This window comes from Sphingobacterium kitahiroshimense (assembly GCF_025961315.1).
Classification (GTDB): domain Bacteria; phylum Bacteroidota; class Bacteroidia; order Sphingobacteriales; family Sphingobacteriaceae; genus Sphingobacterium; species Sphingobacterium anhuiense.
The window spans coordinates 398,082-415,561 of sequence record NZ_JAOQNK010000001.1 but is presented as its reverse complement, the minus strand read 5'-3'; the positions used below and the strand labels follow the sequence as shown (position 1 = coordinate 415,561).

Below are 17,480 nucleotides of genomic sequence, written 5' to 3'. Positions count from 1 at the left end.
ATGTTGCCATTATATCTATCCATAGAGGGATTATATTCCTATCAATCAAAACAAGAAATAGATTTTACTGCTTTGACAGCGGCCGGTCTTTTCGGAATTTTTGGAAAAGTTGGTTCTGGAAAATCAACGATTCTGGAAGCCATTACTTTTGCCTTATTTGCAAACACAAACCGGTTAAACAGCAACAACAGAGCCTACAATATGATGAACTTAAATTCCAATCAGTTGCGGATTGAGTTTCATTTTATTGGAAAAGAAAATAAGAAGTATGCGTTTGAAGCATCTTGGCGAAGAAATAGCAAGCAGTTTGAAAAAGTTACGACACCTGTACGAAAAGCTTATGTTTTTGAAGGTGATGAAAAAATACCACTTGAAAGTACCGATGCTGAAACTATATTAGGCATATCTTACAAAAACTTCAACCGTACAGTTATTGTGCCTCAGGGGCAATTTAAAGAGTTTCTTGAGCTTAAGGGAGCTGAACGCTCGGGCATGATGAAGGAACTTTTTAATTTAGATCATTATGATCTATTTTATAAAGTCGCTTCTCTAAGTAAGGAAACAGAACTGAAACTCCAAAATATTTCCGGCGCAGTACAAACTTTAGAGGATTATACAGAGGAAAGTATAGCTGAATTACTTTTACAATTGGAGAATGAACAATTGAAGCTCCAAGAAGTCACAAATAAACATCAACAATTAGATCAGCAACATCAAAAATTATTGGAAGTTCAACAGTTCCATAAAGAAATAGCTATACAGAAGCAAGCTTTTGCTCAATTAAGTGCCGAACAAGGTACAATTGAAAATTTAAAGAAGCAGATTCTGTTATTTCAAAAAGTTGATCGTATTTTTAAGCATGCGCTCGATAATCTCGCAGATCTACAGACAGAGGAGTTCCAGCTAACACAAGATTTTGCTCGAACGAAACATCAATTAAATGCAGTCCATACAGCACTGTTAACAGCAAATAGTGCATATAAGATAGTAGAGCAGGATTTTAATCAACTCGATAATAAAAGAATTGCTGTTGAGGATATGAGAAATATTGTTCATATTTTAAAACTGCAAGTTGATATCAAAAAAGAAGCTGAACGATTAGCTAATGGACAGATTGTGCTGCAAGGTGTTGACCAGCAGATTTTAAATAAACAAACGTTAGTTCAGGAAAAACAGCAAGAAATTACCAATCTTAAAGCAAGCCGTGTTGCAAGTAGTTTATTAATGACTATAAATGATTGGTATTCAAAACAAGAGCAATATATTAAAACGCAACATGATTTAGAAGCAGATTTAAAAATTAAGCGAAAGGATTATCAGGATATCATACTTCAATTCGAAAAGGAAAGCCTCACTCCTACATCCTGGCGAGAGAAACTTACTGAAGATGAGAAGAGTGCATCTATTTTACTGGAAAGAATTCAGTCGGATGAAAATAAAATTCAGGTAAAACAGCAGTTAGCTAACTTTTCTCATGCTTTGACAGCTGGAGAAGCCTGTCCTTTATGTGGTTCCGAGCACCATCCACATATTATGCAAACAGAGGATGTTTCTGAGCAATTGGTTAAACTTAAATCTGAGAAAACTCATGTGCAAGAAACAATACTGCAAATTCAACAGCGTCAACAACGATTCATCCAACTAGATGCAAACCTGATAACATTGCAAAGGGATATAGATAAAAGTGTCGAAAAGTTGAATACGCTAACGATAGAATTAAATCATCACCTGACTCAATTCACGTGGACTAACTTTCAGCACAATGATCGTACAAGTTTCGATCAATGGAAATTGCAGGCTGAATCCATTGAACAGGCCTGTACACTAACAGAATCGACTTTAGCAGCAATTCAAAAGGAATTAGATGATCTAAAGATTAAAAAGGAAAAATACAGTAATGGTTTGAATAGTATTGCTCTTACTAAATCTACACTTGAAGGACGATTAAGTATTCATGAACAACTGATTAAACGATTAAAATTATCGGAATTCGAACAATTTGAAATATCTGAAATTGAAATATTGATTACACAATCACTTCAATCAATAGACCATATAGAGCAGGAATACAATAGGTTGCTAAATGAAATTAATCAATTCAATATTTCTATAGCATCACTTTCTACAACAAGCAATACGTTAGAAATGCAATTAAAGAATAAGCAATCTAAGATAACATTGCAGCAGAAGCTGCTTGAAGAACTGTTGCAACAGCATGATTTCGTGTCTCTTGACGCTGTAAAAGAAATATTAAAACAGCAATATGATCTTGAAAAAGAAGAATTACGTATCAAACGATTTGAAGAGCATTTTGCTATTGTTAAGGCCAATCTGGTACAATTAGAGCAGAAAATAAATCAGCAAGCTGTTGATATTTCCCAGATTACAAAAATCAGCCAAGATCTGCAATTGGCAAAAGAAGCCAAAGAAATGCTGATAGGTCAATTGCAATCTCTCAAAGATCAAATTCTAATTTCAAAAAAGCGATACGCTGAGAAAGTAGAATTGCAAATTGCTTTCGATAAATTGGCACTTCGGAATAAGAATTTAAGTATTTTATCAAATCTCTTTAAGGGGAATGGTTTTGTTGATTACATTTCAACTCAATACTTAGAGGACCTATGTCATATCGCCAATCATCGTTTTGAAAGACTAACTCGAGGTCATCTGAAACTAATCATCAATAGTGAAAATGATTTTGAAGTAATGGATCATTTAAATGGTGGTAAATCACGATCTGTCAGGACATTATCGGGTGGGCAATTTTTTCAGGCATCTTTATGTTTGGCTCTAGCACTAGCGGAGAGCACGCGTAGTCTCAATCAGAATGAAAAGAATTTCTTTTTCATTGATGAAGGATTTGGAACTCAAGATACTGAATCTGTCAATTTAATTTTTGAAACTTTAAATGCCCTTCATAAAGAAAATCGTATTGTAGGAATTATCTCTCATGTTGATGAATTACAGGAGCGCATCCCTGTTTCAGTTAAAATTGTGAAAGATGAAGATTTAGGAAGCCTGATTCTACATGACTTTTGAGTGCTAGAACAAGAACACATTACTTATAAAGCGCTGTGATCCTCTATAAATAGAAAGAGAGGTCAACACCTCTCTTTCTATTTTACAGCATTAAATGCTCTCTTTGTGGGCAATTTCGAGGTTTATTATCACATCTCTTATATCACCTTCCACAAAGGATAAATTTCCAATGACAAAAACACCTTTATTTGAACCGTTTTTCTCCGTGATTCCATAAACTGTGTTTTCGTCATCCGGATTCGAATCTCCTTCATATCGATAAATATAATCAATCTTATAATTAGATGGATTTGCAATCAAAGAATCCAGTTCAATGTTATAATCTATTGTATACCCCGCTTCTTTCAACTTCTCTAGGGCAACAGTAGCTGAGTCATATTTATTTCTATCTTCCATAATCTTGTATCTTGATCTTTAATAAAATAACAATTGGAACAGCAAAGTGTTTTTTATCATCTGGTTATTTTTTGGTAAACATACCAACAATATCATCTATGGCACTACCATCTTTATTCTTATCAAAAAAGTCGGAGATCTTGTCGGTCAATCCTCCTGAAGTAGTTGCGGCTGTTGGTTCATTTTTATCAGCACCGAATATATTCCCGATTATACTCCCTAATCCTCCTCCAGAACCCGTATTGCCACCTAAAAAGCCTCCCAGCAGATCACCTAAAGGATTACTCGTTCCATTTTGCGCTGCATTTGCTTTTTCCTTACCCAAATAACCCATAACAATAGGTGCCAGGGTAGCCAGTACTCCTGTAACCTGAGCCGAACTAAATCCACTTTTCTCCGCTAATCCAGAAGCAACATATTCAGTCTTGCTGCCAAAGATGTGCTGCACGATCTTGTTGCCATCTTCTGTAGGTCCCTGTTCGATTACCTCATCGACATGATCCAATATTTCACCGTTATGTTTTGTGTCTAATGCATCAGCAAAACCTTTAGCCTGACTGGTGTCGTCCTTACTTTGATTATATTTAATTGCTCCCGCGATCAAAGGAACCGCTATTGCTAATATCCAAGTTGCTTTGGTGCTGTCAATTCCCAGCTTTTTGGACAATCCTGCAGCCATTTGATTACCAAGGCCACCTGTAATTAAATCTGTCATTCCCATAATTTCATCTGTTTTAATTGCGTTTAGAAATTCAAAACAATAATTAAGCCAATGAATTGGATTAACCCGAGCTGATTAGCCACAAAAAAAGAGGTTACTAAACCTCTTTTTTTCTAAATTATATAGAAACTATCTTTTATAATACTTTAAAGCCTCTGGAAGCATCTTTTGAATATCGCTGATACGTCTTGCATCACTCGGGTGCGTACTTAAAAACTCAGGTGTACCTTTAGATCCACCACTTGCCATGCGTTCCCAAAATTTGACAGATTCAGCAGGATTATACCCCGCCATTGCCATGATGATAAGCCCCATGTGATCGGCTTCAGATTCATTTCCACGGGAGTATTTTAATGAAGCCAACTGACCACCTATTCCATATGCGTTATTGATGATTCCTGCATAGCTACTTCCAGATGTTGCCACTCCAATAACGGCTCCAACAGCTTGCTTTGCAAGCTGTTGAGACATTTGCTCCTTTGAGTGACGTGCTATTGCATGGGCAATTTCATGCCCCATTACTGTCGCTAATCCAGTTTCATTCTGCGTAACTGGAAGAATACCTGTGTATATAGCTACTTTTCCACCGGGCATACACCATGCATTGACTTCATCGCTTTGCACCAAATTAAACTCCCAACTGAAATTAAATTGATTTGCTATACCTTGCTGCGTAAGGTATTGATTAACGGCTATCGCCAGTTTATTACCAACTTTTTTAACTAAAGTTGCCTGACTTGTACCTGTAATTACTTTTGTTTTTGAGGAATTTAAAAATTGTTTGTAAGAAGAAGCCGCTTGTTCCTGAATTTCACTATCACTCACCAAACTCAACTGCTTACGTCCAGTAATCGGCACAGTCGAGCAGGATGCTAAAGTAGCTCCAATCAGGAACATACTTGTATATTTAAAAACCTTTTTCATATTTTAAATGTTAAACACTGCATTAGATTGTACCCAACGCAATTCCTATGCCTAAATTTTCTTCTTTTTATTCTTGAAAAGATAAACTTTAGATTCGTGTCCCTTTAAGAGGCGTTCGATATTCTTTTGATGGGTAATCAATATCAATGCGCAGATCGCTATGCCATATAATAGAACTGAAGGAATAGATGTTTTAAATAAGAAGGCTATGCTAAAAGGAAAGGTAAAACCTGCCATTATTGAACTTAATGATACATAATGCGTTGTCAACAAGATTACAATAAAGACCGTAACGCAAAGTAATGCGGCGGGAGCATGAATTGCGAGGATCATGCCAAAGAGTGTTGCCACTCCCTTGCCTCCTCTAAAGCCAGCAAAGACAGGAAATAGATGTCCTAAAACAGCAATAACACCAAGTGCCAATTGATAGTTAACAAATTGGACATTACTGGTACTTTGCCCCGCTTCTATTAAATAAGCTAGATTTGTAGACGTGAACCCTTTAAAGATATCGACGAACATCACCACAGCACCTGCTTTTGGTCCCAAAACGCGAAAGGTGTTGGTTGCACCGGCATTACCACTTCCATACTCTCTAACGTCAACGCCATAAAATGCCTGTCCAAACCATACCGCAGTTGGGATTGAACCAAATAAATAAGCTAGTACTACTGCACTTACTAAATAAATAGAAATCATTAATTATTGTTAAATCCTAAACTAATTTGGCCTTTAAGCTTAAATCCAAACTTTTTACAGAATGCGTCAATGCTCCAACCGAGATAAAATCTACTCCGGCTGCTGCATATGCTTGAAGTGTGTCTTCTGTAATTCCTCCAGAAGCCTCAGTGACAAATCTTTCTGCAATAATATCGACAGCTTTCTTCACATCTGAGGGACTAAAATTGTCTAACATGATGCGGTCGACCTTGCCAAAGGTAATAACTTCAGCTAGCTCCTCAAAATTTCTAACCTCAATTTCAATCTCAATATGCTTATTTAAGGTGTCTCTGTAGGCATTTGCGCGAGTTAAAGCCTGCGTGATACCTCCACTGTAATCAACATGATTATCTTTAATTAAAATCATGTCATACAAGCCAAAACGATGATTGGTTCCCCCTCCGATCTTTACCGCTTCTTTCTCTAACAAACGTAACAAGGGAGTTGTTTTGCGCGTATCTAATATTTTCGTTTTTGTTCCGGCTAATAATTTCGCATATCGGTTTGTGGTTGTCGCAATCCCGCTCATGCGTTGCATCACGTTTAAGATCAAGCGTTCGGCAATTAGGATACTATGGATTTTTCCTTTCAGGATTAAGGCTATATCACCAATTTTTACACTCGCTCCATCATGAATTAGCACTTCATGAGCAAGTGTAGGATCTATTTGATTGATAATTTCTAATGCAATCTCTACCCCAGCAAGTATACCTTCTTCTTTAACAATTAATTTAGCCTCTCCAGCTTTGTCTTTAGGAATCGTTGAAAGTGTTGTATGATCACCATCTCCGACATCTTCTAGAATTGCCTGTTGAACGAATTTTTTAATATATTCTTTTTTTTCCATCATGAGTCCTCACAAAATATGTAGCGAAGATGGAAATTTAAATTTTATTCAAGAAAATAATTTGGAATTATTATTTAGAAGCCTGTTTTTCAACTCTAAATTCTTCTATAGTTTGTGTAGATTTTGCCGAACTTATCTTCACAAAAACTCGAAACAGATTTTTATTACTGGTAAGTTGATATACGTAATAACTGTAATTGGTTTTATTTGTAATTTTCTGTATTAATTTTACTGCACCTGGTTTGTTTTTTGAGAAAAATGACTCTAACAACATTTCAGCCTGAAATTTAGAATATTGGCCATCCTCACTTAAGATTGACAACGTTACATTTGTCGCAAAATACCGTGCTATATTTTTAGCATTCCCTGCTTTCAATTGCAGCATTAAAGCATCGTTAATATCAGAAATAAATAAAGAAGATTCATACATTGGTAAGTTGTTCTTGTCAATATTATTCGCTGATATGCGCATAGTTATACACATAAAAAGACTTATAAAAAATAGGATCTTTTTCATTAATTATAGAAATTAAACTCTGTGTAGTTCAAGAACTTACCCAATAGTTATTGTGTTAAAGACTAGCTTTGTGATTTGGTAGATGATTCACATAAACAATGCCAAATTTATATAAATTTTACATTAAACAAACTTTAATTCTTCATTACATTCCTCATAATCTTGAATTATCAGTTGTTTTAAATTATATTTGCTTATATAATTATGGAAAAAAAAGTAGCACTATTAATCCTAGACGGATTAGGATACGGAAAAGAAGATCAATCTGACGCAGCATTTGCGGCAAATACTCCTTACTTGGATTATTTGAAGGCGAACTACCCCAATTCAAAACTAGTAGCTTCTGGTGAAGCTGTTGGTTTACCTGAAGGTCAAATGGGTAACTCTGAAGTTGGACATATGAATTTGGGCGCAGGACGTGTGGTTTATCAAGAATTAGGCCGCATTCATAAAGCTGTTCGTGATGGTATTTTTAATACGGACATCACTATTCAAGACTCCTTTAAATATGCTTTAGCAAATAATAAGAAGGTTCATTTTATCGGTTTATTGTCCGACGGTGGCGTTCATGCACATACAAGTCATTTACGTGGTCTATGTGATGCTGCAAAACATGCTGGTTTAACTTCAGATCAGGTATTTATACATGCTTTTCTTGACGGACGCGATACAGATCCAAATTCTGGATTAAACTATGTGAAAGAATTGCAAGATTTCCTACCTCAGTCTGTCGGTACTCTTGCGTCAGCAATCGGTCGTTATTATGCAATGGACCGCGACAACCGCTGGGAGCGTGTAAAACTTGCGTATGATTTGATGGTACATGGTAGTGGGACTGAAACTAAAGATTTACAACACGCTATACAAGAATCATATAATCAAAACATTACAGATGAATTTGTGCAACCGCTTGTTTTGACTAATGCTGCAAATCAACCTGTTGCCACAATTCAAGATGGAGATGTCGTAATCTGTTTTAATTTCCGAACAGACCGAGGACGCGAGATTACTATTGCTTTAACGCAAAAGGCGTTTCCAGAGTACGACCTAAAACCATTGGATCTTTATTATATTACGATGACGTCATATGACGAGACATTTAAAAATGTTAAAGTCATCTTCCATAAAGACAATTTAAATAATACTTTAGGTGAAGTTTTAGCAGCTCATCATAAAACACAGGTACGTATCGCAGAAACTGAAAAATATCCACATGTCACATTTTTCTTTTCTGGAGGACGTGAACAGGAGTTTGATGGAGAACACCGTTTGTTGGTACCCTCTCCTAAAGTTGCGACTTACGATTTACAGCCAGAAATGTCTGCTCAAGGCATTACTGATGCTATTATAAAAGATATTGAAGAAGCGCAACCAGATTTTATCTGTCTGAATTTTGCAAACCCAGATATGGTCGGACATACGGGTGTATTTGACGCGGTAGTAAAAGCGGTTGAAACAGTAGACAATTGTACTAAACAAGTTGTTGAAAAGGGTTTACAATACGGATATTCATTTATCATCATTGCAGATCATGGTAATTCCGAATTTATGGTCAATGCTGATGGATCAGTTAACACTGCTCATACAACAAACCTTGTTCCATGTATTTTGATCGATAAGGATTATAAAAGCATTAAGGATGGTAAATTGGGTGATATAGCGCCTACTGTATTGAAATTACTAAAAGTTGAGATCCCTGCCGAAATGGATGGCGAGGTATTGATTCAAGACTAATATGAAAAATAAACGTATAGGTAACGCACTCTCTTTATTAATTATAGGGGGTGCGCTCCTACTATCGTCCTGTCAAAACGACAAAACGGTGCAAAAGCAAGTAAAAGGATCAACTCTTTCTCTGGATTCATTTTTTAATTCTGAAATTGAAAAGTTAACAAAATTGAATCCAACGGTTGAAAAAACGGTCATTAAAGACTCCGATGAGGAAGTGAAATCTTTGAAGATCCCAAACTGGCAAAATGAACTCAGTGGATTTATAGCTGCTGATATTACAAAAAATGCTGATGCCAGTTTGTATAATTTTAGAGAAGAAGATTGTCAAACAATTTATCAGGCCAAAGATCCCGGATTAGCGATTCAGTATCTCGCTGTGGAGCATGATTTAAAAGGTAAGATTAGACAGGTTGTCATTGAAAGAAAAGTAGACAATAGCTTATATTCAAGTGAAGAAAAACTTACGTATGATGTTGACTCTATTTATCAAATTGAAAAAAATCAGGATATTCTGATATTAGGAAAAAGTCATTATAAAATTATAGGAAAGTTTCTGAATCACTAAAATTTAGAAACCTCTCCTACATCTCAAGTAATTACAAAAAAAAACACCATATCGCGATATGGTGTTTTTTTGTTTTTGAAAGATTACTTCAAGTTATCTCTGTAAATTTTAGCTTTTTTGATTTCTGTTTGAATGTCTTTACGAGAAGCATCAAAAGTTAAAACTTTTTCAAAATCTTTTACTGCGTTGTTATAAGCATCAGTTGCAACTGCTTTATTGTAATTCGCAACTCCGGAAGTTCCAACTAAAATACCATAGTCACGGAAAGCTAGCGCTCTATTTTGATAAAGCTTCACATCACTTGCATTTAATGCAATCGCTTTAGAATAATCTTCGATAGCAGATTTTAATAATGCTTCACGAGCAGAACTGCTCAATTTTGTAGATGTTTGAGTCGCTAAATTATTATTTGCTTTTCCTTTAAAATAGTAACCGTTTGCATTTTTACTGTCCAAAGCAACTACTTTTCCGAAAGACTCTGCTGCCTTTTTAAATTCGCCATTCTGAAATTGAGAGTAACCTAACATATATAATACATCTGGATCTTTACTTTCCACTGGCAAAGACTTTTCTAAGTAAATTGCTGCTTTTTTGAAGTCACCATCCAATAGTGCTTTTTGACCTAAACGAACATTTGGATTCGAATGCTCTTCCTGTTTTGCTGTCTGTGCAAAAGATGAAAGTGACATCAAGGCAAATGCACCAGTAAATAAGCCTAATTTAATCGATTTAAGAGTCATATTTATTTAATTACGTTTCAATTTAAAGTATTTAATTCATATTCAACCGCTTAGTTTGTGTTGTTGAAATTTCGTTTTACTTGACTTCAACATACAACGCTAAATGCGTATTCAATATTACAATTATTATGCCTATTTACACAATAATAAATTGAATAATGTGACAAAATTCACATGTCAGACTGTCTTTTTTTCTTAAAGCACTGCATTAATGGATCATTCGTTTTCAAATAATAGGTTGGCATCTTACTTGCAATACCCTACATTCACAAATTTAAAATAACTTTTTATCAGAATTACGACATGTTGTCATAAACTGACATAAAAATATTAATATACCTTAACATAATATGAGCAAATTCGAAACATTTGATTTCAATCAGGCGATTCCCATTATATCTGAAGATACCGAATTCTTTCCATTATTAAGTCAACAAGATGAAGATGACATGCGCAATGCAGAGATTCCGGAGTCACTATCGATTTTGTCTTTACGCAATACAGTTTTATTTCCTGGAGTAGTTATTCCAATTACTGTGGGTCGGGATAAATCAATCAAATTAGTTAAAGACGCTTACCAAGGAGATAAAACAATAGGTGTTGTAGCTCAAAAGGATATGTCTATGGAAGATCCTACTATTGATGAGCTTTATCAAGTCGGAACTGTAGCACACATCATCAAAGTTTTACAGATGCCTGATGGTAATACAACGGTGATTTTACAAGGTAAGCAACGTTTTAAATTGCTTGAAGCTGTTCAGACCGAACCTTATCTAAAAGCTAACGTTGAGAAATATAAGGAAGAGAAACCGAAGTCGACTAAGGAATTTAAAGCCTTAATAGCGACTTTAAAAGAGATGGCTCTTCAAATTATTCAACTATCGCCGAACCTACCAAGCGAGGCAGGTATTGCCATTAAGAATATCGAGAGTCCGACTTTCCTTATTAACTTTATTTCTTCTAATATCAATGTTGATTTAATTCAGAAACAACAGTTATTGGAATTATTAAATGCTGATGAGAAGGCTCGCCTATTATTAGAGTTATTAACTTCTGAAATTCAAATTTTAGAACTTAAAAACCAGATTCAAAATAAAGTACGAATAGATTTAGATAAACAACAACGCGATTATTTCTTAAATCAACAGTTAAAGACGATTCAAGAAGAATTGGGCGGAAACACGCCCGATTTAGAGATTATCGAATTGAAAAAAAGAGCATCAAAGAAAAAGTGGAATGAAGTTGTTGCTAAGCATTTCGATAAAGAAATTGAAAAATTAGCACGGATCAATCCTGCTGCCGCAGATTATTCTGTTCAGATCAATTATTTAGAATTATTACTTGACCTTCCTTGGAATGAGTTTACAAAAGATAATTTTGACCTGAATAGAGCACAAAAAGTACTGGATAAAGACCATTATGGGTTGGATAAAGTTAAGCAGCGTATTATTGAGTATTTGGCCGTATTGAAATTGAAAAACAATATGAAGGCTCCTATTTTATGTTTAGTAGGCCCTCCGGGAGTCGGTAAAACATCATTAGGGAAATCTATTGCAAAAGCATTAGGCCGTAAGTATACTAGAATGGCCTTAGGTGGTGTGCGTGATGAAGCAGAAATCAGGGGTCACCGAAAGACGTATATTGGTGCAATGCCAGGTCGTATCATTCAATCTTTGAAAAAAGCAGGTGCAGCGAACCCTGTATTTGTATTGGATGAAATTGATAAGATGAGTGCTGACTTTAAAGGAGATCCATCTTCTGCCCTATTAGAAGTTTTAGATCCGGAGCAAAATACGAGTTTCTATGATCATTATGTTGAGATGGAGTACGATTTATCTAAGGTCATGTTTATCGCTACAGCTAACTCCTTAAATAATATACAACCAGCTCTCTTGGATCGTATGGAGATTATTGAAGTTAATGGTTATACGATCGAAGAAAAAATTGAAATTGCCAAGAAACACCTTATTCCGAAACAGCGTGAAGCACATGGATTAACAGCAAAGGATATTTCGTTGAAATCTAAAATTATTGAGAAAATAATTGAAGAATATACGCGCGAATCTGGTGTACGTGGTTTAGAGAAAAAAATAGGTTCTACTGTTCGTGGTATTGCAACTCGCATTGTTATGGAAAAAGAATACAATGTCAATATTAATGATAAGGATCTTGTAGAGATTTTAGGTGCTCCTATTTTTGATAAAGATAGTTATGAAAATAATGAAGTTGCTGGTGTTGTTACAGGGTTGGCCTGGACTTCTGTCGGTGGCGATATATTGTTTATAGAGTCAAGTTTGAGCCCAGGTAAAGGAAAAATGAGCTTAACAGGTAACTTGGGCGACGTGATGAAGGAATCAGCTTCCATTGCAATGGCTTATCTACGTTCGCATGCTGAAGAATTTGATATTGATTACCGCGTTTTCGATCATTGGGATGTACATATTCACGTTCCAGCAGGAGCTACACCGAAAGACGGGCCTTCGGCAGGTGTAACCATGTTGACGGCATTAACTTCCCTATTTACACAGCGTAAGGTTAAAGAAAACTTAGCAATGACAGGTGAGATTACTTTACGTGGAAAAGTTCTTCCTGTTGGCGGTATTAAGGAGAAGATTTTGGCAGCTAAACGAGCGAATATCAAAGAGATTATTTTATGTAAATCTAATCAAAAAGATATTGAAGAGATCAAAGAGAGTTATATCAAAGATATGAAGTTTCATTATGTGACGGAAATGGCTGATGTCATTGCGCTCGGATTATTGGATAAAAAAGTCAAGCACGCAAAAGATCTGACTAAAGGATTAGAGCCAAAGAAATAGTCAAAATTTTTCTAAAAATTAAAAGCCGCTATAAATAAATTTTTATAGCGGCTTTTACATGTAGACACATGAGCAACTCTGACTAGACGTCGACATACCTGAAATAATTAAATAAAAGATTGGAAAGGTCTATAAACACAAAATGCTTTCCGTTAGGAAAAGCAAGTGTCTAATTTGTGATTTTAAAAGCGTTTAGAATTATTTCTCAAGCTTGTCATTTTCTTTTTTCAATGCTACGGGACGATCTTCTTTGATTTCCGTTTCCATAAAACCCCAGTTAGTCATGTAATACATGTATGGGTTTTGTTCAATTTTTGATTTTCTTGTTCTTTCTCTTTTTATCATATATATATTGTTTTGATTACTTCATATCATTCAAATATCGAGCCAAACTATCCTTAATACTGTTTATTAGTAATTATGAGTGTTCCTGCTGTTCTTTTGTAAGGATTACACTTAACACTTACAAATTGTAAATACTCGAAATGATACCACTTATTTTCAAGGCTAGAATAAGTGCTGTTAAATATTAGTTTTGACTTCTTTAATACCCAAAAGTTTAATTGACAACTAAAAACAGCTATTAGATAATATGATTTTTAATGATTTACAGCAACTATACATGAAGGTGGATGTGCAAAATTGTATTCTTTAGGGGGAATCTTATTTCTACAATCATCAGAAGATGTAGATAAATGCTCAAGAATATACGCTTATGGTGAAGGTATCATAATGAAGAGATAATTTTTAAAAAATTTACACTAGTATCAGATTTTGTTATATAATAAACCGGCCATTTAATAAGAATGAAATGCCCAGTTTATTATATACAAGCTTATTTTTGATAATTCAACTACTGCTGTATTGCGCCTAAGACTTGTGCAATTTTTTTAAAAAGTTCGGTATTCTGATAATAACCCAAAAAGTTTTGAGCCCCGGGGCCATATGCCATTACAGGCACCATCATCGCACTGTGATCATTAGACGCAAAGCTGGCTTGTATACTGCCTGTTTTTACATCAGCATCTAATAAAGATAATGCGCCAGTTTCATGGTCTGCTGTTACCACTACAAGTGTCTCACCATTCTGATCAGCATAACGAAGTGCTTCGCCGACTGCCTGATCAAAATCCAAAGCTTCTGTTACCACATAGTTTAAATCTCGCGCATGGCCACCATAGTCAATCTGAGCCCCCTCGGCCATAATAAAGAATCCACTGCCCATTCCATGAAGTTTACTGATGCTCGTTGCGAGCAATTCTTTTAAAATAGTACTTCTACCATCTTTGACAGCTACCATATCTTGTTCATTAAAATAAGCTACTGTTTTCTCTGATTTGGCGTTTTTTAATTCGGTTAGGTTATCAACAACTTGATATCCGGCTTGATTTAATTTTTTTTCCAACTCATCTTTTCTTTCTTTCTCCCGATAAGGTCCAGGTAGTTCACCTGCCAATATTTTAACATCCTTATTCTCGATGAGCGCTTCTGTAATTGCAATGGATGCATTTCGGTCTATATTTGACGCATAAAATGCTGCGGGAGTCGCATCCGAGGCATCCCCTGTGGATAGTATTCCGCTAACCTTTCCAACTCTTGCTAATAGTTCAGGTAATCGCAGTAACCTATTGCCAGATGTGTCTACGCTTACCGAACCGTTATATGATTTATGCCCGGTAGCAATTGCTGATCCCCCAGCTCCTGAATCTGTATTACCTGGACTGGCTGATGCTGTTAAAGAGAACCCTACATGTTTCATCTGAGCCATATGCAACTGACCACGGTTGGCAACCATAGCAGCTTGAATATGACCTAATCCCATACCGTCTCCTATTAACAGAATCACATTTCTGACTGTACCCTTACTCCCATCTTTTGCAAAATTAGGTTGATACACAGCGTATGGTTTATTTGTCGTAAAACGTGAACTCTCCAAATCATTTAAATAAGCTTTTAGCACATCAGGATGATCTGTATTTAACCAGGTAACGCCCATTTTTTCTAATACTATCCACGTATTGACACTCTCAGGTGCACCCCAGAGACGAAATGGTTTACCCCATTTTCGTGCCTTTGCTCCTTGCTGTTCAATTTTCATTTGCTCTTGCTTCGTTGGCACCCCTTTCCCGTTCCATTGCGTATAGGTTCGTAAATTATCGCTCATCATAGCTACCCGTTGCAGTTGCTGGCTGGTGTATGTGTTTTCAAATCTACCGTCAAAGGATATGTAGTCTGGATAGTTTTTAAAGAGAGCAGGTGACGGCATATTGCCACTGATGACAATTTGAATAGCATATTTATTTTGTTTGGGATCTACTAGGTAACGATAAGGTGCTAACAGGTTTACTAATTTTGGCATCATAATCTGAAAATCTTCTTTCAGATCTAAAACCAGCTGTAAGTTTTTACTGCTGTCAGCAAAGGGATGTTGCTTATTTTGTTTAAATAAGTTTGCCAAAGGCTTTATATATAGATTTTCCAAGGTTCGTCCTGCTTTGATATCTTTAGCCTCATGCGCAACATATAAGGTATCATCTCGTAGAAATAGGTCTGCTTCAATGGATTCCATTCCCGCATAATAAGCACGTAACATGGGAATATCCTGTTCATAATCATTATGACTATGACCACGGACCCGAAGTGCATGGTGCTGTTGATGCGTACTATACATGAGTTTATCAAAACGATTAACAGCTGTAGGTGTTTCCTGCGCATCAAGTCTGACCATTATCCCAACTAATGGCAGTATTAATAATAACTTAGCAAATTTCATTTTCATTCTTTCTATTGGACAAAAAACGACAGACCTGATCACTCTTTCGCATCTTTCTAGCCTGCCGTCTTTGTGATTTAAGTTATTTGTAGGATAATTTTACCATCCCTCATTTTGACTGATCCCAGAATTACTCAAATCTGATGGCGGAATTGGCCATACATGATGAATAGCAGGATTAAAAGTTCGGGCAGGCCAAACTTGTACTATGGTGTAGCTAGAAGTTGGATCAGTTTTAGCAATATGTTGCCTTCCGGTTGCTGGTCGTGCATAGGCCGCTTGGGCATCACCCCAACGAACCAAGTCACTATGCCTATCGGCATATTCTGCAGCAAACTCTGAACGACGCTCTCTTTTTAAATTAACCATTGTTGCGCCACTTATTGCAGGGAGCCCTGCGCGGTTACGTACCAAATTAATCTCCACATCTCCAGATTTCCCTTGTTTAATCTGCGCTTCGGCTTTCATCAAAAGAATATCTGCATAACGGATTAAAGGAATATTTAGATCAGAAGTCGGATAATCTCCACTTGGATTTAAATGTTGATCCTTTGGAAAACGGAAAGGTTGCATATACTTTTTGAACTGAAAACCAGTTTGAGAATTAGACGAATAATATTTCCGATCCAATCCAAATAACGTAAATGTATCGTTAAATTCAAGTATGGTTGCCTTTTTACGATTGTCACCTGATTCGAAAGCGTTATACAATTCTAAAGTGGGGTGAAAATATCCCCAACCATTATAAAGTCCATAACCTGTATTTTCAAATAATACAGCCGGCAATATGGAACCCTGAATTTTATTAGAAACTACAGAAAAGATATATTCAGATGAAAAATTGTTTTCGATGTAAAAGACGCTTGCAAAATCTGTTTCTGGTTTTCCTGTATTAATTAATTTACGACCTGATCCTGAGTTGGTCACCATATCGCAGTACTTAACAACTTGCGTCCATTTACTCTCGTCATATCGTGCCCATTGTAAATTTGTTTTGGCTAAATAGGCATAAGCAGCGTCCTTATGCGCTCTTCCTAAATCACCTGCTCCATATGTGTTGACAAGTGGCAATAGCTCTGCTGCCTTTAAAAGATCCCCTTCAATCTGTGCTAAATTCTCTTTTACATGCGTCGGTCGTACAAATTTAATTTCATTCATATTTGCATCTGTAACGATGGGAACACCAGCACGTTGATCTCCATAATATTGTGACAAATAAAAATAGGCATAACCTCGCATGAAATATGCTTGTCCTAATACGTGTTTTTTTACATTATCGCTAATGCTCATAGCTGGTACTTTAGTGATAATGGTATTTGCACGTTGTATGATCTGATAAAATTTCTTGTACATACTATTAATACGGCTTTCAGCACCTGTAGCAGTAAAATTACGCACTGCTGCTGATCCTGCATCTGTACGTCCTGTTACCATATCGTCCGATGCGTTGATAAACCAAAACAAACCTCTTCCGAACATATTATCGTCATTGAAATGTTCATAAAGACCATTACTGGCAAAGATGGCATCTGCTTCTGTCTTCCAGAAGTTTTCATTAGTAATTGATCCTTTTGGAGTCAGATCAGTAAAACTCTTGCTACAGCCCTGTATACCTATACTCAATCCTACTAATGCTATTGTAATGTATTTGTATTTTTTTATGGATGGTGTTTTCATGATTTTCATTC

At 36.0% G+C, this 17,480-nt stretch carries 14 protein-coding genes; 4 read left to right on the top strand and 10 right to left on the bottom strand.

Going from position 1 to position 17,480, the window contains the following annotated elements; genetic code table 11:
* On the top strand, positions 1-3,039 hold the full coding sequence (locus M2265_RS01785) for an AAA family ATPase (RefSeq protein WP_132768276.1): 3,039 nt from the start codon (positions 1-3) through the stop codon (positions 3,037-3,039).
* Positions 3,040-3,129: 90 nt separating this feature from the next.
* Here the strand turns inward: M2265_RS01785 and M2265_RS01780 are convergent, their stop codons facing one another.
* From M2265_RS01780 to M2265_RS01755, 6 genes are all read right to left on the bottom strand, one after another.
* Positions 3,130-3,435 (bottom strand): hypothetical protein, encoded by a 306-nt coding sequence (locus M2265_RS01780; RefSeq protein ID WP_021190213.1) that lies wholly within the window; start codon positions 3,433-3,435, stop codon positions 3,130-3,132.
* A 64-nt stretch (positions 3,436-3,499) separates the two neighbouring features.
* Positions 3,500-4,156, bottom strand: a complete 657-nt coding sequence (locus tag M2265_RS01775; protein WP_132768278.1) for a DUF937 domain-containing protein — start codon at positions 4,154-4,156, stop codon at positions 3,500-3,502.
* A 129-nt stretch (positions 4,157-4,285) separates the two neighbouring features.
* A complete protein-coding gene (locus M2265_RS01770) occupies positions 4,286-5,080 on the bottom strand; it encodes a M48 family metallopeptidase (protein WP_132768280.1) in 795 nt (264 codons plus the stop codon).
* Between the two features lie 51 nt (positions 5,081-5,131).
* Positions 5,132-5,779, bottom strand: a complete 648-nt coding sequence (gene plsY / locus M2265_RS01765; RefSeq protein ID WP_132768282.1) for a glycerol-3-phosphate 1-O-acyltransferase PlsY — start codon at positions 5,777-5,779, stop codon at positions 5,132-5,134.
* A 16-nt stretch (positions 5,780-5,795) separates the two neighbouring features.
* Positions 5,796-6,650: a carboxylating nicotinate-nucleotide diphosphorylase gene (nadC, locus tag M2265_RS01760; RefSeq protein ID WP_132768284.1), complete on the bottom strand. Its 855-nt coding sequence runs from the start codon at positions 6,648-6,650 to the stop codon at positions 5,796-5,798.
* A 67-nt stretch (positions 6,651-6,717) separates the two neighbouring features.
* Complete coding sequence (locus tag M2265_RS01755; protein ID WP_165902319.1) at positions 6,718-7,119, bottom strand: DUF4783 domain-containing protein; 402 nt, start codon at positions 7,117-7,119, stop codon at positions 6,718-6,720.
* A gap of 246 nt (positions 7,120-7,365) precedes the next feature.
* Between M2265_RS01755 and gpmI the strand changes: the two genes are divergently transcribed.
* Positions 7,366-8,898, top strand: coding sequence for a 2,3-bisphosphoglycerate-independent phosphoglycerate mutase (gpmI, locus tag M2265_RS01750; protein ID WP_132768288.1), 1,533 nt, complete (start codon positions 7,366-7,368; stop codon positions 8,896-8,898).
* A 1-nt stretch (position 8,899) separates the two neighbouring features.
* Positions 8,900-9,460 (top strand): hypothetical protein, encoded by a 561-nt coding sequence (locus tag M2265_RS01745; protein WP_132768290.1) that lies wholly within the window; start codon positions 8,900-8,902, stop codon positions 9,458-9,460.
* Between the two features lie 83 nt (positions 9,461-9,543).
* Here the strand turns inward: M2265_RS01745 and M2265_RS01740 are convergent, their stop codons facing one another.
* Positions 9,544-10,200, bottom strand: coding sequence for a tetratricopeptide repeat protein (locus M2265_RS01740; protein WP_232789279.1), 657 nt, complete (start codon positions 10,198-10,200; stop codon positions 9,544-9,546).
* Between the two features lie 350 nt (positions 10,201-10,550).
* On the opposite strand from M2265_RS01740, the gene lon reads away from it, so the two are divergent.
* The gene (gene lon / locus M2265_RS01735; RefSeq protein WP_021190219.1) at positions 10,551-13,019 is read left to right on the top strand and encodes an endopeptidase La; all 2,469 of its coding nucleotides are present in this window, start codon (positions 10,551-10,553) and stop codon (positions 13,017-13,019) included.
* Between the two features lie 198 nt (positions 13,020-13,217).
* On the opposite strand, the gene M2265_RS01730 is transcribed toward lon, so the two are convergent.
* From M2265_RS01730 to M2265_RS01720, 3 genes are all read right to left on the bottom strand, one after another.
* A complete protein-coding gene (locus M2265_RS01730; protein WP_021190220.1) occupies positions 13,218-13,364 on the bottom strand; it encodes a hypothetical protein in 147 nt (48 codons plus the stop codon).
* Positions 13,365-13,872: 508 nt separating this feature from the next.
* A complete protein-coding gene (locus M2265_RS01725) occupies positions 13,873-15,792 on the bottom strand; it encodes an alkaline phosphatase (RefSeq protein ID WP_165905836.1) in 1,920 nt (639 codons plus the stop codon).
* A 99-nt stretch (positions 15,793-15,891) separates the two neighbouring features.
* A complete protein-coding gene (locus M2265_RS01720) occupies positions 15,892-17,469 on the bottom strand; it encodes a RagB/SusD family nutrient uptake outer membrane protein (protein ID WP_132768293.1) in 1,578 nt (525 codons plus the stop codon).
* Positions 17,470-17,480: the final 11 nt, after the last annotated feature.